The 22253-nt window shown below is 41.4% G+C and carries 21 protein-coding genes and 9 tRNA genes; 24 read left to right on the top strand and 6 right to left on the bottom strand.

The features are described from left to right. Positions 1–5: 5 nt before the first annotated feature. Positions 6–881 (top strand): amidohydrolase family protein, encoded by an 876-nt coding sequence (locus ACMAZF_RS10330; protein ID WP_435273778.1) that lies wholly within the window; start codon positions 6–8, stop codon positions 879–881. On the opposite strand, the gene ACMAZF_RS10325 is transcribed toward ACMAZF_RS10330, so the two are convergent. Then, the gene (locus tag ACMAZF_RS10325; protein WP_435277224.1) at positions 853–1584 is read right to left on the bottom strand and encodes an EAL domain-containing protein; all 732 of its coding nucleotides are present in this window, start codon (positions 1582–1584) and stop codon (positions 853–855) included. The genes ACMAZF_RS10330 and ACMAZF_RS10325 overlap by 29 nt on opposite strands. A gap of 695 nt (positions 1585–2279) precedes the next feature. Between ACMAZF_RS10325 and ybgC the strand changes: the two genes are divergently transcribed. From ybgC to recR, 20 genes are all read left to right on the top strand, one after another. After that, complete coding sequence (gene ybgC, locus ACMAZF_RS10320; protein ID WP_435273777.1) at positions 2280–2681, top strand: tol-pal system-associated acyl-CoA thioesterase; 402 nt, start codon at positions 2280–2282, stop codon at positions 2679–2681. Continuing rightward, a complete protein-coding gene (gene tolQ / locus ACMAZF_RS10315) occupies positions 2671–3366 on the top strand; it encodes a protein TolQ (RefSeq protein WP_435273776.1) in 696 nt (231 codons plus the stop codon). Before ybgC ends, tolQ begins: the two co-directional genes overlap by 11 nt. A 2-nt stretch (positions 3367–3368) precedes the next feature. Next, positions 3369–3794, top strand: coding sequence for a protein TolR (gene tolR, locus ACMAZF_RS10310; RefSeq protein ID WP_435273775.1), 426 nt, complete (start codon positions 3369–3371; stop codon positions 3792–3794). A 7-nt stretch (positions 3795–3801) separates the two neighbouring features. After that, positions 3802–4740: a cell envelope integrity protein TolA gene (gene tolA, locus ACMAZF_RS10305; RefSeq protein WP_435273774.1), complete on the top strand. Its 939-nt coding sequence runs from the start codon at positions 3802–3804 to the stop codon at positions 4738–4740. Next, entirely contained in the window at positions 4740–6092 is a 1353-nt protein-coding gene (gene tolB / locus ACMAZF_RS10300; RefSeq protein WP_435273773.1) for a Tol-Pal system beta propeller repeat protein TolB, read from the top strand. Before tolA ends, tolB begins: the two co-directional genes overlap by 1 nt. 36 nt (positions 6093–6128) lie before the next feature. Continuing rightward, positions 6129–6665, top strand: coding sequence for a peptidoglycan-associated lipoprotein Pal (gene pal / locus ACMAZF_RS10295; RefSeq protein ID WP_435273772.1), 537 nt, complete (start codon positions 6129–6131; stop codon positions 6663–6665). 22 nt (positions 6666–6687) lie between these two features. After that, positions 6688–7419: a tol-pal system protein YbgF gene (ybgF, locus tag ACMAZF_RS10290; RefSeq protein ID WP_435273771.1), complete on the top strand. Its 732-nt coding sequence runs from the start codon at positions 6688–6690 to the stop codon at positions 7417–7419. Between the two features lie 206 nt (positions 7420–7625). Beyond that, positions 7626–7701, top strand: a tRNA-Lys gene (locus ACMAZF_RS10285). A gap of 41 nt (positions 7702–7742) precedes the next feature. Continuing rightward, a tRNA-Lys gene (locus ACMAZF_RS10280) sits at positions 7743–7818 on the top strand. 30 nt (positions 7819–7848) lie between these two features. Then, a tRNA-Lys gene (locus tag ACMAZF_RS10275) sits at positions 7849–7924 on the top strand. 50 nt (positions 7925–7974) lie between these two features. Next, positions 7975–8050, top strand: a tRNA-Lys gene (locus tag ACMAZF_RS10270). A gap of 21 nt (positions 8051–8071) precedes the next feature. Then, positions 8072–8147: transfer RNA gene (locus ACMAZF_RS10265), tRNA-Lys, on the top strand. A 21-nt stretch (positions 8148–8168) separates the two neighbouring features. Beyond that, positions 8169–8244, top strand: a tRNA-Lys gene (locus ACMAZF_RS10260). Between the two features lie 20 nt (positions 8245–8264). Next, a tRNA-Lys gene (locus tag ACMAZF_RS10255) sits at positions 8265–8340 on the top strand. A gap of 408 nt (positions 8341–8748) precedes the next feature. Further along, on the top strand, positions 8749–9819 hold the full coding sequence (locus tag ACMAZF_RS10250) for a DcaP family trimeric outer membrane transporter (protein WP_435273770.1): 1071 nt from the start codon (positions 8749–8751) through the stop codon (positions 9817–9819). 164 nt (positions 9820–9983) lie between these two features. Continuing rightward, positions 9984–10916: an exopolyphosphatase gene (locus tag ACMAZF_RS10245; protein WP_435273769.1), complete on the top strand. Its 933-nt coding sequence runs from the start codon at positions 9984–9986 to the stop codon at positions 10914–10916. Positions 10917–11080: 164 nt separating this feature from the next. Next, positions 11081–11626 (top strand): adenine phosphoribosyltransferase, encoded by a 546-nt coding sequence (gene apt, locus ACMAZF_RS10240; RefSeq protein ID WP_435273768.1) that lies wholly within the window; start codon positions 11081–11083, stop codon positions 11624–11626. Between the two features lie 55 nt (positions 11627–11681). Next, the gene (gene dnaX, locus ACMAZF_RS10235) at positions 11682–14048 is read left to right on the top strand and encodes a DNA polymerase III subunit gamma/tau (RefSeq protein ID WP_435273767.1); all 2367 of its coding nucleotides are present in this window, start codon (positions 11682–11684) and stop codon (positions 14046–14048) included. Between the two features lie 114 nt (positions 14049–14162). After that, a complete protein-coding gene (locus tag ACMAZF_RS10230) occupies positions 14163–14492 on the top strand; it encodes a YbaB/EbfC family nucleoid-associated protein (RefSeq protein ID WP_435273766.1) in 330 nt (109 codons plus the stop codon). Positions 14493–14570: 78 nt separating this feature from the next. Next, the gene (recR, locus tag ACMAZF_RS10225) at positions 14571–15173 is read left to right on the top strand and encodes a recombination mediator RecR (RefSeq protein WP_435273765.1); all 603 of its coding nucleotides are present in this window, start codon (positions 14571–14573) and stop codon (positions 15171–15173) included. A gap of 340 nt (positions 15174–15513) precedes the next feature. On the opposite strand, the gene ACMAZF_RS10220 is transcribed toward recR, so the two are convergent. After that, positions 15514–15589, bottom strand: a tRNA-Val gene (locus tag ACMAZF_RS10220). 24 nt (positions 15590–15613) lie between these two features. After that, positions 15614–15689 (bottom strand) — tRNA-Val (locus ACMAZF_RS10215). 190 nt (positions 15690–15879) lie between these two features. Between ACMAZF_RS10215 and ACMAZF_RS10210 the strand changes: the two genes are divergently transcribed. Then, positions 15880–16494, top strand: coding sequence for a riboflavin synthase subunit alpha (locus ACMAZF_RS10210; RefSeq protein WP_435273764.1), 615 nt, complete (start codon positions 15880–15882; stop codon positions 16492–16494). On the opposite strand, the gene ACMAZF_RS10205 is transcribed toward ACMAZF_RS10210, so the two are convergent. From ACMAZF_RS10205 to ACMAZF_RS10195, 3 genes are all read right to left on the bottom strand, one after another. Beyond that, entirely contained in the window at positions 16491–16700 is a 210-nt protein-coding gene (locus ACMAZF_RS10205) for a CPXCG motif-containing cysteine-rich protein (protein ID WP_435273763.1), read from the bottom strand. The two genes, ACMAZF_RS10210 and ACMAZF_RS10205, sit on opposite strands and share 4 nt — an antisense overlap. Positions 16701–16712: 12 nt before the next feature. Continuing rightward, positions 16713–17456, bottom strand: coding sequence for a pteridine reductase (locus ACMAZF_RS10200; protein ID WP_435273762.1), 744 nt, complete (start codon positions 17454–17456; stop codon positions 16713–16715). A gap of 119 nt (positions 17457–17575) precedes the next feature. Further along, positions 17576–18799, bottom strand: coding sequence for a M24 family metallopeptidase (locus tag ACMAZF_RS10195; RefSeq protein ID WP_435273761.1), 1224 nt, complete (start codon positions 18797–18799; stop codon positions 17576–17578). 139 nt (positions 18800–18938) lie between these two features. Here ACMAZF_RS10195 and ACMAZF_RS10190 point away from each other — a divergent pair, with 139 nt between their 5' ends. Next, positions 18939–19217, top strand: a complete 279-nt coding sequence (locus ACMAZF_RS10190; RefSeq protein ID WP_435273760.1) for a hypothetical protein — start codon at positions 18939–18941, stop codon at positions 19215–19217. Next, on the top strand, positions 19205–22198 hold the full coding sequence (locus tag ACMAZF_RS10185) for an immune inhibitor A domain-containing protein (protein WP_435273759.1): 2994 nt from the start codon (positions 19205–19207) through the stop codon (positions 22196–22198). The genes ACMAZF_RS10190 and ACMAZF_RS10185 overlap by 13 nt, the downstream gene beginning before the upstream one ends. Positions 22199–22253 lie beyond the last annotated feature (55 nt).

The following is a 22253-nucleotide window of genomic DNA, read 5'->3' as shown; positions in this document are numbered from 1 at the left end:
AATAAATGCAGTTTATTGATCCTCATATTCATTTATTTGATCGCAATAAGGGACACTATCAATGGCTCAATGAGAACAATCAACCTCATTGGCCTGATAAAGCTATTATTGCTCGTAATTTTGACGAGCGAGACCTTTATGTCGATTCGCCATTAACGTTAAAAGGCTTTGTTCATATTGAAGCTGGGTTTAACAATGAACAGCCTTGGCTTGAAATTGAATGGTTAGAAAGTCATGTACAAGGCCCATTTAAATCAGTTGGTTATGCCGATATTACACTCGCGCCCATTGAATTTCGACGATTAATCGATCGCTACAAGCGCTATCCCAGTGTTGTTGGGGTGCGCCATATCTTCGATGGTGAAGCCGTCGAACTTGTTGAACATCCCAATGCAATGACCAATTTAGAATATTTGGCAAAAGCTCAGCTCATCTTCGAAACTCAAATAGATGGTAATGTTTTTTCTGCAGTCGATGCCGTGATAAAAGTTTGCGCAGAAAACGCTAACTTAGTGGTGATCTTAAGTCATGGATGCTTCGCGCCGCAGGAACAAGAGGCTTTAGCTCAATGGCAGACGAGTATGATGAAATTAGCTAAGTGTCCTTTGGTTTATATGAAAATGTCCGGCTGGGAGATGGTAAATAGGCGCTATGATCAAGCTCATATTTCGACAGTTATCAGTTCGGTTATTAAATCTTTTGGTCATAAGCGTGTCATGTTGGCCAGTAATTTTCCACTGATCTTGTTTAGTCAACCATATCAATCACTCTGGCATGATTATCAATCGCTTGAATTGGGAACAGAATTACTAGCAGCGTTATGCTATAACAATGCTGCCTCTGTATATGGTTTTAAAGATTTGCATCGAGATAAGCTTTAAAGCCTTCTCTATCCATAGGTTTGGCGTGAAAGTACCCTTGGCTGAATGCAATGTCGAGTTCTGGAACTAATGATTGATGTGCCTGTGTTTCTACGCCTTCGGCGACACAGCTAAGATTCATTTCTTGAGCTAGTTTCACTATAAGCTCAACCATTTGGCGATGGAGTTTATTGTTTAGAATATCAATAATAAAACTTTGATCTATTTTTAGATAATCGAATTTTAAATCTTTTAATTGCTCAAGGTTTGAATGTCCCGTTCCAAAATCATCGATTGCTATCTTAATCCCCAGTGCTCGTAGTTTCTCAATCGCAGTACTGATGTGATTTTTTTTTGAACTTTGTTGCTCTGTAATTTCCACAACGATACTTGATAGATGCTCACGTGGAACATATCGACGCAACACTTTTTCAATATGACCGCTGGCGACATCACTTGGAAAACAGTTAATTGATAGACGGACTTTGCCTAATAAACCTAGGCTCTTAAAGTCGCTAATGGTATTTCTTACAACGACGCTCGTTAATAGTGCTTCTTGGCCATTATTAATGACCGCATTAATAAAAGGAAACGCGCCGTGTAATTGGCCATTGGTATCACGCCAGCGACACAAGACCTCACAAGAGCCAATTTTAACGGTTACATTGTCTATAATTGGCTGATAAACGCATTCAACTTGCGATACATTGACGCCTCTTCTTATACCATTAATTGCACTAAGTAAGTGATCTTGTTGTGCGTAGAGAAAATCAGCTAAAACAAGGCGCTCGATTGACTAATAGCTGGCTATTAGGATTGAGAGCAACGCCATTTTAGTTAATTTTAACAAGTACAAGTGGGCAAATATTTAATGCAATTGGTATAATACTGCTTTTAGTAAATTTTGGGCAAAAAAAAGCCCACTAAAAAGGCAGTGGGCTTAAATGACCGATAATGGTCAAATAGGAAGTTAAGTAACTCAACAACAAGAGATAACTGGTTAGTATCAAACTAACCTGAAAGACAGTAACAAGAGCGTCTTTCGAGATGGCGCTATAATACGTATTTATTGACGTTGGTTCAAACAAGAAAAACTCTACCTTCGCATTAGTTTTAGTAATGTAATACTCCTATTCTGAATATCTATCTGTTGTTATCAAGCGGTTTGGCTTAGGTTAATCATTATCTTTGCATAGTCATGCAAATAATTTTAATTACTTATTGTTATGGAAATGTGATGGAGTTCTCATCGAGTTAAACGGGCGTATGAATGTAAGCGCGAATTGTAAGGGAATGTTGCTGTTTTACAAGAATTTCGGCGCATTGTAATTATTTTAGTCGATTGAGTGTCTCGGATGTTGATACAGAGCTGTTTCTATAGTAGTTTCAGCGGTTAATTTTAGTTTGATAGTTTGTCCTATGATTTTTGAGTTTCCAGTGCGAGTCTATTATGAAGATACCGACGCCGGTGGTGTCGTTTATCATTCGAATTATCTTAATTTCTACGAAAGAGCGCGAACGGAATTCTTACGTGACCTCGGTTTCGAACAGGACACGTTACTTGATCAAGGGTTAGCGTTTGTAGTACGAAAATGTGAACTTGACTATTTAGTCGCTGCGCGTTTTAACGATAAATTAATAGTAACCGTTGAAATCGAGCAGTTGAAACGTGCCAGTATTGTTTTTAAACAAAAAATTACCACCATTGATGGGAACCTGTTGAGTACTGCGTTGGTCGTAGTTGTCTCGGTTGCGTTGGAACAAATGAAACCAACGGCCATCCCAAGTCTTATTTTAAAGGAGTTACAGCGTGCAAGCTGAGTTATCGTTTATTGATCTATTTTTAGAAGCTAGTCTTTTAGTCCAACTTGTAATGCTTGCATTATTACTTGCCTCCATCGTGTCATGGACGGTTATTTTCCAACGTCGCGCATTACTCAATGGTGCGAAAACCAGTCTAAAGAAATTTGAAGACAAATTTTGGAGTGGTGCAGATCTATCGTCAATCTATAAAGAACTATCTGCACGTGCAAGTAGTAATGGCGGTGTTGAACAAATGTTCAGTGCTGGCTTTAAAGAGTTTGCACGTCTTCGTCAATCATCTGCTTCTAATCCTGATGCAATCATCGCTGGTTCTCACCGTGCTATGCGTGTCGTGTTATCACGTGAAATTGACCGCCTCGAGCATAATTTATCGTTTTTAGCGACAGTTGGCTCAATCTCTCCATACGTAGGCTTATTTGGCACGGTATGGGGGATCATGAATTCCTTCATCGCACTTGGCGCTGTTCAACAAGCAACGTTACAAATGGTTGCGCCTGGTATCGCTGAAGCGCTTATTGCAACGGCGATGGGGTTATTTGCTGCAATCCCAGCTGTAATCGCCTATAACAAATTTTCAACGACCGTTGATAAATTAGAAAACAGTTACGCAAACTTTATGGAAGAATTTTCTTCTATCTTACAACGTGAAGCTTACGCTAGCACAGACAAAGCAGGACAGTAGTCATGCAGTATCAACGTAAGAAAAGACGTTTAAACTCCGATATCAATGTCGTGCCTTACATTGATGTTATGTTAGTGCTACTCATTATCTTTATGGCCACCGCCACTGTCGTTGTGCAAGGGGTTAAAGTTGATTTGCCGCAAGCAACCGCTAAAGCGTTGCCGGAAGAGAAAAGCGTTCCATTGATAGCATCGGTAAAAGCGGACGGTACCTATTATTTAACAGTGGGGGATAATCCGCGTGAAGAATTAACACAGCAAGAGCTTGCGGATTTAGTGGCTGCACATTTACTACTGAACCCTGAAACACCTGTGATGGTTAAAGGCGATAGAACAGTTTCTTACGATCACATTTTACAGTTAATGGTAACGCTACAAGGCGCCGGTGCACCGTCGGTTGGTTTAATGACGGATCCAATAGAAGGCTAATGTTGTAATGTCTAGTGAAACAAATGTTGTAAAAGCTGCCTTATCGTCTGTAACGTTGCATGTCGTTATTGTTGGTGGTTTGGTTGCGGGCGCTATTATTACGCCGCCGAAAAAGCCAACGCTTGAAATAACGCTGGCAAGTGATAAACCTATTGTGCAAGCTGCAATAGTTAATAACGCCGATGTACAGAAACAAGTGGATCGTTTAAAGAAAGAAAAAGCTGACGCTAAGAAAGCTGAGCAATTACGTCAAAAGAAATTGAAAGATGAACAAAAGCGCATTAAAGAGTTAGAGCGTCAACGTAAGAAAAAACAAGCGGAAAAACGGGCCGCAGATCGAGCCGCTAAAAAAGCACGTGATGAGGCGGCTAAGCAAAAGAAAGCGTCAGATGATGCCATTAAGAAAGCTAAAGCCAAGCAAAAGGCCGAAGCAGCAAAGGCAAAACGCATTAAAGATGAGCGCATTCGCCAAGAAAAAGTTGCTGCGGACGCTAAAGCTAAACGCATAGCCGCTGAAAAAGCAGCGAAAGCCAAAGCAGAACGGATTCGTAAAGAAAAACTTGCGAAGGAGAAGGCTGCTCGAGAACAACAAGCACGCGAAGACGCATTGGCTAAAGAGCTTGAAGCTGAACAGGCAGCGCTGACTAAAGCGCGTCAAGCGAAAGTAATGTCAGAGATTCAAAAGTACACTAGCCTTATTTCAGCGACGATTAAACGTCACTGGGTAACTGACCAAAGTATGAAGGGCAAAGAATGTATTATTAACATTCGACTAGCATCGTCTGGATTTGTTACTCAAGTAAAAAGGGTGTCTGGTGATTCGATTGTTTGTCAGTCAGCCATCGCAGCTGTGCGCAAAGCAGATACGTTACCCGTGTCTAAAGATCCGCAAGTGTACGCAAAACTAAAAGAAATTAACCTAACAGTACAACCAGAGTTTGATTAATGAAATCCATTGTAAAATATTGCCTGCTTGCAGGCCTAGTAATGGCCCAACCAGCTCAAGCAGCGATTGATATCGTTATTACGGAAGGGGTTAATAGCGCCCGTCCAATCGCCATTGTTCCGTTTAAATGGCAAGGCACGGGACCGAAGCCGCAAGAGCTCGCTAATGTTGTTGCTAATGACTTACGTTTTAGTGGCCGGTTTAACCCGACTGCTGTGTTCTCAATGCCATCGCAGCCATCAACAGATGGTGAAATTAATTACGAACAATGGGCCAAACTAGGAATAGAGGCAATGGTTGTTGGTACGATTAAGCCATTTAAAGACGGCCGCTATGTGGTTGGGTTTGAGCTCGTTGATGTTTTAAGCGCCAATGCGACTAAAGCAAACGGTCAGGTACTTCAAAACGGGCAACTAGTCAGTTCAAATGCCCATGTTTTGGATTCTCGTGAAACGGTTATTTCGGCGAAAGAATTTAGACAGTATGCGCATCGCATTAGTGATGTTGTCTACGAGAAATTAACGGGAGAACGTGGTGCATTTAGAACTAAGATTGCCTATGTTTTGGTTAATCGCGAGCGTTTTGATTATAAATACCGATTAATGATCAGCGACTTTGATGGTCATAACGAAGTTGAGATCCTTCGTTCCCGTGAACCTTTGATGTCACCGTCATGGTCACCTGATGGAACTAAACTTGCGTATGCTTCTTTTGAAAACAAACGCCAACAAATCTTTATTCAAGACATTTATACGCAAAAGCGTGAAAAAGTGAGCGGTTTTAAAGGGATTAATAGCGCGCCGCGTTTTTCACCCGATGGCAAAAAGCTTGCAATGGTGTTGTCAAAAGATGGCAACCCGGATTTGTATACTTTAGATTTAGCGACTAAAGTTGTTACTCGAATTACCAAGAATCGTGCTATTGATACAGAGCCTAGTTGGTCGCCAGACGGAAAAAGTTTAGTATTTACTTCTGAGAGAGGTGGTAAACCACAGATTTATCAAGTAAATTTAGACTCGAGACGTATTCGACGTGTTACTTTCGACGGCGAAATGAATCTCGGTGGCTCTATTTCACCGAAAAATGATGAATTAGTCATGGTGAATCGCACTCGAGGCAAGTATCATATCGCCAAGCAAGATTTGCGAACGAGCAGTTTACAAGTTTTGACTAAAACACGATTAGATGAGTCGCCTAGTATTGCACCTAATGGCAGTATGATTATTTATGGTACGACTTATCGTGGACAACAAGTGTTAGGACTGGTGTCCATCGATGGCCGATTTAAGGCTAGATTACCGGTTCGTGATGGTGAAATTAAAGCACCAGCATGGTCACCATATATTTATTAATTTGAAAAACTAATTGAATAACTAAAGGAACGGATAATGCGTTTAAATAAAATTGTTAAGGGGATTGCTGTAGCCATTCCAATGTTTGCACTTGCAGCATGTGGTTCAACATCAACAGCTGATAGCGACGCTAGCGAAACTAACCAGACTAACCAAGAACAAACGACTGATACAGGCGTTCAAACTGGTGGTATGGTTAAAGAGATGACACCACAAGAAAAACAACGCTTAGCATTACAAGAATTACGCAAAGAGCACATCGTTTACTTCGATTTTGATACGTCAAATGTATCAAGCCAATTCTCTGCACTACTAGATGCACACGCTGCTTACTTACGTGCTAACCCAAGTGTTAAAGTATTAGTAGAAGGTCATGCTGATGAGCGTGGTACGCCTGAGTACAATATCGCACTAGGTGAGCGTCGTGCTAAAGCTGTTAGCCGTTACTTAGAAGGCTTAGGTGTTAATGCTTCACAAATCGAAACTGTTTCTTACGGTGAAGAAAAGCCACTTGATAATAGCCGCACTGAATCAGGTTTTGCTAAAAACCGTCGTGCAGTATTAGTATACTAATCAACTAAAAAATTAAGAACTAATGAAAAATATAATTGCATTAGGTCTCTTAATGGCGGGGAGCGCAGCAGCGCAAACCGCCAACGTCGTCGACTTATCCTCTTCCCCAGACCAACGTATTGCAGCACTAGAGCAAATGTTGGTGCAAAAAGGCAAAACACAACTCGAGATGCAACAGCATATCGATAGCCTCCAACAAGAATTGAATGAACTTCGCGGCCTAAACGAGACTCAAGAACATCGCTTGAATAAAATTTTGCAACGTCAACGCGAGCTATACCAAGAAGTAGATAAGCTACTGACTAAGGTAAATAGTGCAGCGCAGACACCGCAAGTAGTCATCGATGACCCTACTAACTCAGTTGTTGCTACTCCACTATCTGAAAGTGGTGCCTATGAATTTGCGTTGAATCTTGCGCTCAAGGATAAAAAGTTCGATGAGGCTATCGAAAAATTCAAGCAATACCAAACAGATTACCCCGATTCTTCTTACTTATCTAATGTTCATTACTGGTTAGGCCAGCTTTATATTACTAAAGGTAATAAAGATGCAGCTAAAATCCAATTTGAATCGTTAGTGAGTCAATTTCCTGAATCGATTAAGCGCGGCGATGCGCTCGTTAAATTAGCAAAAATTGCTCAAGACGAAAATGCATTAGATAAAGCACGTGCTTTATATGAGCAAACCGTAAAAGAATACGGTGATTCATCAGCGGCTCAAATTGCTAAGACACGTTTAAAGGGATTACGTTAATTCCAAAAACTTGTTGATTGGCGATGTGTTATAGAAATTTTTTAGCACAATTGTTGGTTTTGTAATCTAAAAAATGTCGAGTCGTTCGAAAAGTTACCAATTAAACAAAAAAGTTAAAAATATAGGTTGCGCTAAAATTATTAATCAGTATTATTAGCGCCCGTTGCAAGGGAGATGGAAAGCACTTCACTTGTAACCTAACGTTTGGGCCATTAGCTCAGTTGGTAGAGCAGTGGACTTTTAATCCATTTGTCGAAGGTTCGAATCCTTCATGGCCCACCAAACGTTAATTATTGAATTTGAATAGCCTCGGTTAATAAATCGGGCCATTAGCTCAGTTGGTAGAGCAGTGGACTTTTAATCCATTTGTCGAAGGTTCGAATCCTTCATGGCCCACCAAATTCAAACTTGCTTAGTAAACTCATTATTGGGCCATTAGCTCAGTTGGTAGAGCAGTGGACTTTTAATCCATTTGTCGAAGGTTCGAATCCTTCATGGCCCACCAATAATGAATTTACACCAGCAGTATATATTGATAGCTAGAAATAGTGATGCGGGCCATTAGCTCAGTTGGTAGAGCAGTGGACTTTTAATCCATTTGTCGAAGGTTCGAATCCTTCATGGCCCACCAATAAATATCGTATACCCTGTTGGGCCATTAGCTCAGTTGGTAGAGCAGTGGACTTTTAATCCATTTGTCGAAGGTTCGAATCCTTCATGGCCCACCACTTATACATACCCTTTCTGTTGGGTCATTAGCTCAGTTGGTAGAGCAGTGGACTTTTAATCCATTTGTCGAAGGTTCGAATCCTTCATGACCCACCAAACAGAATAAACCCAGAAATGGGCCATTAGCTCAGTTGGTAGAGCAGTGGACTTTTAATCCATTTGTCGAAGGTTCGAATCCTTCATGGCCCACCACTTCTAGAAAAATTCAATTTAATTCATTAGCCATTAGTCTTACGTTTTCGTAAACTGCTGTTTAGTCATGAAAAACCATTTATAATTTCTTTATATTAAGTCATTGTTTTTAATGATTATAACCATTTTAAATTAACAATCTTATTACAAATAGCAATATGCGACTAAGGTCTTACGACTTTTTGCGTATTTCCAAGCTATTGCCTTTGCTTGATATTTAATACCAATTGCATTAAGTAAGTGATCTTGTTGTGCGTAGAGAAAATCAGCTAAAACAAGGCGCTCGATTGACTAATAGCTGGCTATTAGGATTGAGAGCAACGCCATTTTAGTTAATTTTAACAAGTACAAGTGGGCAAATATTTAATGCAATTTGTATAATCACACCTAATCAAGGAGAATGAAAGCGTGTTATTAAAAAAACTAAAACTAAATAAAATAGCAATGACCGTTGTACTAGCGGCCGCTGCGACAACAGCGCAAGCAGGTTACAAAATCAAGCTAACGGATAAAGACTCAATAGAGTTCGGTGGCTATTTAAAAGCAGATGCTCGATATGTGACTGGTGAAGTTGGGTATCGTGACTTCTGGATCGGACAAGGCACTCCTGTGGCTGATAGCAGCCAATTTAAGCTTCATGCTAAAGAAACGCGCTTTAATACGAAATATACTCACGGTGATGTGATGGCATTCATCGAGATCGATTTTTACGGTGGCGGTGGCAACGAAATTATTTCTAATTCGTCGCATCCGCGGATTCGTCATGCATTTGTTAAGTATGATAAATGGCTAATGGGTCAAACGTGGTCAACGTTTATGAATACTAGTGCAATTGCTGAGACTGTCGACTTTGCTGGCGCGGCGATGGGTTTGGTGTTTAACCGTCAAGGTCAGATCCGTTACACCAACGGTGGGCTACAATTGTCGATAGAAAACCCAGAAACTTGGGGTACTGATATACACGGTGACGCGGCTAGCGCTGCAAACGACAAAGTGCCAGATATCGTGGGTAAATATACGTTTAAAGGAGACTGGGGTAATGTATCTGTTGGTGCAGTACTACAGAAGGTTGACTCTGAAGTAAGTAACGAAACAGGTATTGGATACTCAGTTGCTGGCCGCATAAAGACGGGCGGTAAAGATGATTTACGTTTTCAGGTACACATGGGACAAACCGGACGTTATGTCGGCGTGGTTGCTTCGCAAGGGTTAGTTAATGGTGAGTATGAGGACCAAACAGCCTTTACTGTTGCTTATCGTCATTTTTGGAATGAAGGCGATCGTTCAACTATCTATTATGGAGCGGTTGATACAGATCTGAGTAACAAGAATCGTAGCCAGTTTGGTGTGAACTATTTCAAAGCGCTCACTAACAAATTGTCATTTGGTATGGAATATGGTCGCTTTACGCAAGATGATGACGCTACGGAAGAAGTAAGCTCAGACTATCTACAGCTATCTGCAGTCTTTAAGTTCTAATCAATTACCCGTTTTGATAATTAAGCCAATGATCTTTCATTGTTTTTTTTGTTTTTAGCTTACCAAGAGCAATAAAAACTGCTTGTTGTAAACGATTGTATGCGGTAATAATGGACTCTCATTGGAAAGTTTTATAAGTCAACGTAGTAAAGGAGAATGGTTGCATGGCCTCAGGTAAATTTCGTTTAATAACACGTAGTGATTTTGATGGATTAGTATCAGCAGTACTGCTAAAGCATTTAGGGCTAGTGGATGACATCTTGTTTGTGCACCCTAAAGACATGCAAGACGGGAAAATTGAAGTAACCAGCAACGATATATCGACAAACCTTCCTTATGTTTCTCAGGTCCACATCGCTTTTGACCATCATTTATCTGAAACAAAACGCAATGATCAGGGATTGAATAACCACGTAATTGATGCAGATGCGCCATCGGCGGCACGTGTCGTTTGGCAATACTATGGTGGTCACCGTTCATTCCCTGAGTCTTGGGACGGCATGATGGAAGCTGTAGATAAAGGCGATTCTGCACAGTTTAATATGGAAGAGGTGATTAATCCGCATGATTGGGATCTTCTGAATTTCATCATGGATGCGCGCACTGGTTTAGGCCGTTTTAGAGAGTTTAGAATTTCAAATTATCAATTAATGATGGAACTCATTGATTTGTGTCGCACAAATTCGATTGAAGAGATAATGCAACAGGCTGATGTTCAAGAACGTGTGAGCCTATATCAAGAGCAACAAAGCTTATTTAAAGAGCAGGTGGCGCGTTGTAGTACAGTGCACAAAAATCTTGTAGTGCTAGATCTGCGCAATGAAGAAACGATTTACGCAGGTAATCGATTCCTCATTTATGCACTTTTCCCGCAATGTAATATTTCGATTCATCAAATGTGGGGATTTAAAAAGCAAAACATTGTTTTCGCCACAGGAAAATCAATTTTTGATCGTTCATCGAAAACTAACGTGGGTGATTTAATGTTAGAAAACAACGGCGGCGGTCATGATGCTGCTGGAACTTGCCAAATTCCAACTGATGAAGCAAATGATGTGTTAGATACGCTAATCTCACGCATTACTAGCGACGGGTAAATTCTTACAATTGGTTTAAATTTCAACAATTAAATCAACGTTTTGTGGCCCTACTTAACAATCTTTCTGATTTTGTGGGGCATCACTTCCTTTCAAATACTGACTCCCCTATAATCATTACAAATTTATTATGGCTTAGCCATGCAACAATCAAAGTGAGTATCATGGATCAACAATCTATTGAGTATATAAAATCGAGCATTAAAGCAGTCGCAGATTATCCTAAAGAAGGAATCATGTTTCGCGACGTCACTTCATTACTTGAAGATCCAAAAGCATTTGCGTTGACTATTGAGTTATTGGCAGAAAAATTCGTTGGCCAAGGATTCACAAAGATCGTTGGTACTGAAGCGCGTGGTTTTATCTTTGGCGCGCCACTGGCATTAGCGTTAGGCATTGGTTTCGTACCTGCTCGTAAGCCGGGGAAACTCCCGCGCAAAACTATTTCGCAAGACTACACGCTTGAATATGGTACGGATACACTGCAAATACATGAAGATGCGTTAGCTAGTGACGACAAGGTTTTAATTGTTGATGATTTATTAGCGACGGGTGGCACGGTTGAAGCGACAATCAAATTGATTCAACAAATAGGGGCAGAAGTTACGGACGCTGCATTTGTTATTTCATTACCAGATTTAGGCGGTAAATCACGTCTATCATCGTTAGATGTTGCCATCACTACGCTGGTGTCGTTTGAAGGCGAATAACAGCATTTATTGAGTCAATTGCAATCACGAAAAGAAATCACGAATTGAGAACACTATGTCATATCAAGTATTAGCACGAAAGTGGCGACCAAGTCGATTTGATGAGGTGGTTGGTCAGCAGCATGTTTTACAGGCGTTGGTCAACGCGCTTGAACAACAACGTTTACACCACGCCTATCTATTTAGCGGTACTCGTGGTGTAGGCAAAACCTCAATAGCCCGTTTATTGGCAAAGTGTCTCAACTGTGATCTGGGGGTTTCAGCAACGCCTTGTGGCCGATGTGAAAGCTGCGAGCAGATTGAACAAGGTCGTTTTATTGATTTGATTGAAATTGACGCTGCATCAAGAACAAAAGTTGAAGATACGCGTGAAATTTTAGACAACGTACAGTACAAGCCGACTCGTGCGCGTTACAAAATATACCTCATTGATGAAGTTCATATGCTATCGCGCAGTAGTTTCAATGCGTTATTAAAGACCCTTGAAGAGCCACCAGAGCACGTGAAGTTTTTGTTTGCTACAACAGAAACTCAAAAATTACCGGTGACTATTCTTTCTCGTTGTTTGCAGTTTAACCTCAAAGCGTTAAGTCCTCGTCAAATTTCTGGTCAGCTAAATACTATTTTGACTGCTGAAAATGTGAGTTTTGATGAAGGAGCGTTAAGTTTACTTAGCCAAAGTGCCAAAGGGAGCATGCGTGACGCCCTTAGTTTAACTGACCAAGCCATTTCCCATGGTAGTGGAACATTAAATAAAGATGTTGTGGGAGAAATGCTCGGCACAATCGATGTTGATCATAGCGCCAAACTTCTAGCGTATTCATTGCAAGGTCAGAGTGATGCGTTGTTTAGTTATAGCGATGAAATAGCGCAGCTTAGTCCTAATTTTGACGCGCTGCTTGGCCAAATGATCGACAGTGTTCATTTTGCATCGATGGCAAAACTTGTCAAAAATAGTGCTCGTTTAGCCGACCAGCCACGCGCTGTGATTGAGTTAGCAAAATTTGATGCCGAACTGTTACAGTTATTTTATAGTGTCTTGATTCAGGGACGTAAAGAGCTACCGCTGGCCAATGATCCTCAAAGTGGTTTTGAAATGGTGTTGTTGAGATTAATTGCCTTTATGCCAACGGGCGATGTTCATAGACAGCCATCGCCACAGATCGTTGAAAGCGATGACGACGTCGCTGCTGTTCTCGCTCAGGAACAAGATTCATTAATCGCGCAGGCACAAACACAACGCAACAGTCAGGGTCCTGCAGGGCTAGCCCAAGTACGTGCTGCATTGAACGAACAAAAAAGCAATGTTCAAGGTAGTGCAAAACAAGAATCGCCAGTTGTCATCGAAAAGGTTGAAAAAAAACTAGGAAGTGGCAAGCAACCAACGCCTCTTGATCCGGTTGAAGCTGCGTCAACGGTGAACGTGCCAGCCGCTGAAATTGCGTTAGTTGATGCAAGTAGTGGACAAAACGTTCTTGAAAAACCAAATGACGAGCTAGTGGAGCCCATCGAACATACTGAACAAGTTGCTAATGTTCAAAAACAAGAGACAACGACAAAGGTCCAGCCGAGTCAGTTTTCTGATGAAGAAATGATGAATATGTCAATGGCCATGGCTCATGAAGAGCCCGAATATTATGAGCCCGTTGATATTAATCAAACCAATTTTCCAGAGACGGCAGCTCCCTCGTCGTCACCAACACCTTCACCGAGTAATATCACGACGTTTAATGCCGGCGATATCAACGCATTTTTGAAAGCTAAAAATGATTTGAAATCCAAGCGCGTTGATACGGAGGAAAACACTGGAAAAAAGCCTCAAGCGGTAAATGATAACGTTGTTAGCCAACGTGGTGGTCATTTACCAAGCGCTGTTAGCGATGTTATAGAAGAAAAGATTAGCTCTTTACCTGTCGTAGATTCGAGTAGTTTAGTCGCTAAGACGAAAGAGCTCCCCCTCGATAGCAGTCCAACTAACGAATCGCCTGTCGCGCTGATAGAAGATCCCGCGCTGCTATTAGCGCCTAATTCAGACGACCCATGGACGGTGATGATAGAAGAAATGGTCTTAGGTGGTCGACTGCGGCAACTAGCAATTCATTCAGTTTACGAACGTCAAGGCAATACCATTAGTTTGTTATTAGCGAATGAGCACCGCCATCTGAATGCAGATACAGCCGTAGACGCATTAAAGAAGAAGTTAACGCTGCTCTTAGACGTTCCTATCGAACTTAGTGTTGAGATTGGTGACAATGACATTCAAACGCCATATCAAATCGCTCATGATTTACATCGAGAGCGTTTATCAATTGCCACTGATCGTATTAAAGCGGATGACGGTGTTTTACACTTTATAGAACAGTTTGACGCGAACTTAGTTGATGAAAGTATCAAGTATCGAACGTTGAAGGCGATTAATTAGCCCTTGAAATTATCAATAACGGCACCATATATCACTTGTGCCTGAGCGAAGACTGGGTAAAATATTAGAATTGTGCGACAACTGAGGTCGTACCCAAAAGAAAAGAGAGAAGTTATGTTTGGAAAAGGCGGAATGGGCAACTTAATGAAGCAAGCCCAAAAGATGCAAGACGATATGGCAAAAGCGCAAGCTGAAATTGCTAATATGGAAGTAACGGGTGAGTCTGGTGCTGGATTAGTTAAAATTACTATGACTGGTAACCATAACGTACGCCGTGTAGAAATCGACCCTGATCTAATGGAAGATGACAAAGAAATGCTAGAAGATTTAATTGCTGCAGCAATTAACGATGCGGCGCGCCGTGTTGAAGAAACTAACAAAGATAAGATGGCATCAGTTACTGGCGGTATGCAATTACCACCTGGCATGAAAATACCGTTTTAATTGCTGATTGCAAATAAAAAGCGCTAGATAGCGCTTTTTTTTCCGCTGAAAAAATACTATTAATAATTAAGAATCACTATGAAGTTTAGTCCTTATATTACCGATCTCATTGAAGGTTTAACCTGTTTGCCTGGCGTTGGGCCTAAATCAGCTCAGCGTATGGCCTTTCAGTTATTAGAGCGCAATAGACAAGGTGGATTGACATTAGCGAAAGCGCTCGACAATGCCATGTCTCATGTTAAGCATTGCGATGTTTGTCGCACGCTAACCGAGCAAGATACCTGTCATCTATGTTTAAATCCAAAGCGCTTAGAAAGTAAACAACTCTGTGTGGTTGAAACACCCGCCGATGTGATCGCCTTTGAACAGACAGGATATTACTACGGGCGATACTTCGTCTTAATGGGGCACCTTTCTCCACTTGATGGTATTGGACCTGACGACATCGGCTTGGATAAATTCGAAACACTCATTGAATCGGGTGATTTTAGTGAAGTTATTTTGGCAACGAATCCAACAGTGGAAGGCGAGGCGACTGCACATTATGTCGCGGACATTTGTAACGACTACGACATTCAAGCCAGCCGAATTGCTCATGGCGTGCCGGTAGGCAGTGAACTTGAATATGTTGACGGAACCACATTGAGCCATTCATTTAATGGCCGCATTGCAATAAAATAAAGATAGATAGCAAAAACTACAAGGACGTAGTTAGAAAATTGATAAATATGGTGCGCGATACAAGCCTTGAACTTATGACATCTAACATGTCGAGCTAGCGTTATACCGACACAACGAGCTGAGTTTTGCTACGCATAACGGTCTCTTGATTCGAATTCTTGTTAAAAAAAATTGAAAATTGATAGAAGAAAGAGTGGTGCGCGATACAAGCCTTGAACTTATGACATCTAGCATGTCGAGCTAGCGTCATACCGACACAACGAGCTGAGTTTTGCTACGCATAATGGTCTCTTGATTCGAATTCTTGTTAAAACAATTTGAAAATTGATAGAAGAAAGAGTGGTGCGCGATACAAGACTTGAACTTGTGACATCTAGCATGTCGAGCTAGCGCTCTACCAACTGAGCTAATCGCGCATTAACAAAGAGTAATTTTTGAAGTGGTGCGCGATACAAGACTTGAACTTGTGACATCTAGCATGTCGAGCTAGCGCTCTACCAACTGAGCTAATCGCGCGTCAAAACAATTACGTGTTAACGAGCGCTATCATATAGCCGCCTCAAAATATTGGCAAGGAATTTTTCGCTTTAAGTGTGTGATTGAACAGGGAATATACAAACCCTTATTATTGTCAGCTTTCTTGATGACTATTTTTAAAGATACTGTAAATTGTCATACCATGATTTTAAACCACGAGATATAACCTATGTTTACTGGCATTATTCAAGCAATGGCACCCATCGTCTCTATTGATAAACAAGATAAATTGTGGCGTTTTGGCATGCGGTTTACTGGTTCACTAAAAGAGCATTTAAAGCACGGCGCAAGTGTTGCCCACAATGGTGTTTGTTTAACCGTTGCCCATCAAGATGATGAGATAGTATATTTTGACGTAATGGATGAGACATTGCAGATAACTAATCTTTCACAGTGCGCTGTTGATGATATTCTAAATATCGAACGTGCCATGCGATTTGGTGATGAAGTTGGCGGCCACATCTTATCTGGACATATTGCGATGACTGCAACGTTAATTGAACGCGCAGCCACGCCGACCAATTCACGATTGCGTTTTTCTTGCGATCCTCGCTGGATGAAATACATTTTGCCGAAAGGTTTTGCGGCCATTGACGGTGCCAGCCTCACCATAGGCGAGGTTGGTGGCGATTGGTTCGAGGTGTATCTTATTCCTGAAACGCGTTCATTAACGACGCTTGACAGTAAACCACTACACAGTGCGTACAATATTGAGATTGATAGCCAAACTCAGGCGATTGTAGATACTGTCGAACGAGTAATGGCACAACAGGGAAATCGTTAATAAAACTGCTCATCATCGGCGTCGATGGTTACATCAAGCGTTTCATTTGCTTCATCGACATGGGTTGTTAGATGAAGCTCTTGACAGCAATTAGTACACTCATCGTAGTAATTTTGATCGCCGTTACTGGGATCTATTTCGACATGAGTATGATGACCGCAATGGGGGCAGGTGATAGTTTTCTCTGTAATACCATTTATAGACATAACGATACCTCATTAAGCACCTTTCGATGCTACCTGTTGGCGCCCGCCATCAATGGTTAGGATCTGTCCAGTCACGTAAGGCGCAGAAATCAAATATTCAATCGCTTGAGCGATGTCTTTCATGTGACCTTTTCTTTGTAACGGAATTGATTTTAACACCTCTTTGATTGCTTCGCCATCAATGCCACTGTTTGGCCACTCAATTGCACCAGGTGCCACTCCATTGACTCGAATATCAGGTGCTAATTCGTTGGCGAGTGCGTAAGTCATCATTTGTTGTCCGGCTTTGGCCATGCAATAGGCGCTGTGTTGCTCCAAAGGACGTGATGCATGAATATCGCACATATTAATGACAACGCCGTTAGCGATCTTCAACAGTGGCGTGCAGGCTTTAGTAAGAAATAGCGGTGCTGTCATATTTGTCGCAATAAGGTCGTGATATTGCTCTGACGTAAGTGTGGAAAGCGGAGTAGGATAAAATGAAGACGCATTGTTAATTAGTACGTCGAGCCGTGAAAACTCATTTGCAATATATTTACCTAGCCCGTCAATCTTTTCAATATCGCTTAAATCGGCCTGCACCACAAACGCACTATTATCTCTTAGTTGATTTAAGCCAAGAGCGAGTTTATTTGCTTGTTCAACTGAATGGTTACAGTGAATGACTACGGTATAACCTTGCTGATGCAAGCGAACTGCGGTGTTTGCACCTAACCGTTTAGCAGCACCGGTAATTAACGCAACTGATTGACTCATGCCAAAAATTAGTCCATTAAAATAAATGTGAACTAATTATATCGTAAGTCACTGGTATTGAAGAGAGGAAATATAAAATAAGGAGTCAAATAACTCCTTATTAGCATGACAACTGCAAACTAGATAGCGTTTGCTCCAAAAGGATCATCAATTGCATAGGCAGGCTCAGTAAACCATTTAGGCCCTGACTCTGTCATGTAAAAATGATCTTCTAATCGCACGCCAAATTCACCATATATACAAATCATCGGTTCGTTTGAAAAACACATGCCTGGTGCCAATAATGTTTTATCACCGCGAACTAAATAAGGCCATTCATGAATATCTAGTCCACAACCGTGACCTGTTCTATGGGGTAAACCAGGTACATTATAATCAGGGCCATATCCTTGTTCGGTAAGATAATTGCGGGCTGCTATATCGACTTGTTCACAAGCAACGCCAATTTGTGCCGCGTTAAAGCCAGCAAGCTGCGCATCTTTTTCATGTTGCCATGCTGCACGTTGTTTTTCACTCGCTTCGCCAAAAACATAACTTCGCGTGATATCGGAGTTATAACCATGAAGTAGGCAGCCTGTATCAATTAAAACCATGTCTCCCTCTTTTAAAGTCTGCGGTTCTTTGACACCATGAGGGTAGGCCGTTGCTTCACCAAAGAGTACAATACAAAATGATGAACCTTTCGCACCAACGGCTTGGTGTGCTTGATTGATAAATTCAGTGACTTGTGTCGTTGTAATGCCCGGCACTAAGATACTCGCTGCTGCTTTGTGAACTTCCATCGTCATGTCTTTGGCTTGTTGCATCAGTCGCAATTCAGTATCAGATTTTTGCATTCGACAGCCAGCGGTAACTGATTTGCTATTTATTAGCGCTAACGAATGCTTATTATTTAGCGCATTTTCTTTTATACCGTCGACGATAAAGAAAGCCGTTGATTCATCAATCGCAAGTCGGTTGATTCCATTGCTCATTGCAAATTTTACAACCACATTATAAGGGGATTCATGCTCATGCCATGTAGCAACGGGAGCTTTGATTGTCATAAATTCGCTTAGAGTGCTCTCTTCAAACCATGGTGCTATGTAGGTGAGCTTTCCTTCTTTGGTTAGTAATGCCCCTACTAATCGTTCAGACGCATACCAAGGAGTCCCCGTAAAATACGTCATATTAGTACCAGCATTGAGATAGATAGCATCTATATCATTGATTTTCATAAGCTCAGATGCGCGGTTGATCCGCTGAATGTATTCATCTTGTGATGGCGCGTCGAAACCTGTTGTCATGTTCGAAAGTGTTGAGAGCGCATCTTTAATTGACGAACCGCCGATACCATTGTTCATAGCATGCCTTAATGTTTAATATAATTAATTTATATTGTATACAAAGAGGGGGCTAAATAAATCATTAAATTCAATAATAAATTTAGTGCTGTTGCGCTATAGTAGACTGAAAGAAGTGCAATAATTAAATAAGGTACTAATGATAAAATGTAACGTTGTTTTTGTTTCTTTACTAATGATTGTTGGATGTGAAAGTGTTGACCATTCATCGCCACAAGCAAGTCAGACAATAGATAAATCGTCAGTCAAAGTTAAACCTTGCCAGCTTTCACCTCCTATTATTGACCGCGACAAGCTCATTGCAATGTTGATCAAATCGGGTGATATCAAAGCAAGTGATTCTAAAGACACGCAGTATAAAAAATTAGATGCGTATATTCAGCAAAAAAACGATAGAGGTATGCCATGCAAAAAGTAGTCGCATCATTCGTGGCCAGTATGATGGCTTTTTCCTCAGTCGCTTTAGCAGCACGCCATACAAAGGGTGTCATTGATGAAGCATTAATAAGCGAGTCAAAAATTGCATATTGGCTCAAAAAACGCGGCGAGATTACCCCAGAAGATAGTGATGCCGAAATACAAGAAAAGATTAGCGCGTATATTCAGCGTTATCGTGCACAAGACAAGCGGCACAATAAATTACCACAAAATTATCGGATCCCGGATACAGCGACAAAGTTTAAACAGCAGTACTCAGCGGCGGCTGTAAAACAAGCCACAGATGTTAACGTTCTTGCCGTGTTAATTGATTTTCCCAATCTCACCTATGCCAACAACGGACTCTCAAGCAATGACACCGATTTGTTTTATAGTGATTATTCATTAGCGCATTATCAGGATCTGTTGTTTTCATCCAATGGATTTAAAGGCCCAGACAATGAAACGTTAATGTCTGTGAATCAATATTATAGTCTTGAGTCTGGAAACACGTTTAATTTCAATGGACAAGCATTTGGTTGGTACCGTTCGAAACAATCAGCTGCTTTCTACGGCGGTAATGGCGACGGTGGATCCGATACTAATGTCGAAGTATTGGTTGTAGAAGCCATTGAAGCCGCGGTGGCCGATGGTGGTGTAAGCCTTATTGATTTCGATAAAAAGGATCCTCAAGATCTAGACAATGATAATATTACCGACGAACCGGACGGCTATATCGATCATGTGTTAATCGTGCATGCTAGTGTAGGTGAAGAAGCGGGCGGTGGAATACTAGGCACCAATGCAATTTGGTCGCATCGCTTTTCGGTGAGTGAAAAGGAAGCAAATATCACTGGCAGTAATATTAAGGTTAAGAACTATACGATTGTGCCAATAGATTCTGGTTCTGGTGTAATTGCCCATGAGTTTGGTCATGATTTAGGACTAGATGACGAATATGATCTTAAGTCAACTTTAGTTGGTTCACCGGTGGGATATTGGTCCATTATGTCTGGCGGGAGTTGGCTCGGTGAACGTCGTGGCACACAACCGACGTCCTTTAGCCCTTTGGCAAGAGATTTATTGCAACAAAAATTCGGTGGCAATTGGCTTAATCAACAAGATATCAATGCTAATACGCTTAACACAGCTGGTATTCAAATTGCGCTAACGCAAGCAAGCGATCATGATGACAAAATCAATCAGGCAAAGATTACGTTGCCATCCCATAAAGAGCTATTTGGAAAAGCACAGCAAGGTGAGTTTCAACTACTTGCAGACCACCAAGACGAGACACATTTTCGCCAAGATTTCATATTAACTATTCCAGATGCGCCTAACGCTCAACTTTCATTGTGGGCGCGTTGGGATATTGAAGAAGGATACGACTATGCAAGGTTCTTAATTAATGGCAATCCGTTGAGTAATGACTTTACCGTGCCATCGTCTACCAATATCTCAGATGTAGCGCACCTTTTGACGGGTAAGTTAACTGACTCGCCATGGACAAATTTGATTTTTAATCTTAGTTCATGGCAAGGGCAACAGGTTACCCTATCCATTGAGTACGTGACGGATCCCGCTGTAGGCGGTTTTGGTCTTGCGGTTGATGACATTAATCTAATCACCGGATCTGATCGACAAGCGATTAATGATTTTGAAACCAGTGTCGAACTCACTGATGTAAAAGGCTTTTCTTCGTTCAAACGGATCTCAGATTATAAAGACGCTGCTCCCGAATACTATTATATACAGCTACGATCGAATGAAAAACTTGATGCTGGATTGGTTGGTGAAAATTACGATCCCGGTATATTGTTGTGGTATCGAAATGATGCATTTACCAATAATAATTCGAGTGAACATCCTGGCCAAGGGTTTATTGCAGTGGTTGATGCAGATCAACATCGTTTAAGTTTTGGTAATACTGAGCGCCAAATACGCGATGCAGCATTTAGCATCTTCCCACAAACACCGCTCCAAGGTGACGAGCATTTAACAGCAAATAGCCATTTTAGTGATGCTGATGACTATAGTTCTCCTGAACAGCCACAAAATGGGACGAAATTACCATTGTGGGGGATAGACTTCTCGGTCACAGCGCAAGACGCAACAAGCCGTAATGCAACCATATCTTTGAGTAGAACGGCGATTGAACTTTCCACCGAGATCGCGGCACAAAGAGTTGGACGTGATGTTAGTTTCAGTCACCAGGCTGTTTCAAGTTACTCCGTTGTCAAGACTAGCTGGGACTTCGGTGACGGCCATACTTCATTATTGACTGCACCAAAGCATCAATATCAAATAGGGGGTCAGTATAATGTTTCTTTAACGATTGAAGATACCTCTGGTGCAACGTTTGAGGCGAAGCAATTGGTAACGGTTGGTGAACAGTTGATACTTGACGCATCACGTGAACAAGACAGTTCAAATATATTTATGGTGAGTGTCACCAGCACGGTATCAGGTGGAATAGCGCCATTTAGTTATCAATGGAACCTTGGCGACGGCAATACATCCAGTCAAGCCACGTTAAATCATGTGTATACCAGTATCGGTGAATATGACATTTTTCTTAGTGTGACGGATGCGATTGGCCAAGAAGTAACGAAAGAACTGAATGTCACGATTAAAAGTGCGCTAAACACTGATTTTACTTATACGGCAGCGAGTCAGGTAGTTACTTTTTCAAGTCAAATTAACAACCCTTCCGGTGATGTCGTCGTAAATTGGGATTTTGGTGATGGGCAGTCATCTACTGAGCAATCGCCAAATCATGTTTATGCAAACAGTGGGGCTTACAATGTCACGCTCAATGTGACTGACGCAACCGCAACGACTAATAAAGTAACCAAACTAGTGATCGTGTCTGGGACATCGAACATATCATCCGTTCAAGACGAAGGTTCCTCCGGTGGTAAGATCGGTTTTGTATTTATTGCCTTGGCAATTGCGGGTCTGCTTCGACGCCGATTTGACTAACAAACTAGTTGTTTATTAAAGCAACGAGCAGGATTTCGTTGCTAGCTTCTTGCTC

It is taken from the genome of Psychrobium sp. nBUS_13 (assembly GCF_051201665.1).
In the GTDB taxonomy this organism is placed as follows: Bacteria; Pseudomonadota; Gammaproteobacteria; order Enterobacterales; family Psychrobiaceae; genus Psychrobium.
Note: the sequence above shows the minus strand (reverse complement) of the source record. Positions and strands in the feature narration are given on the sequence as shown.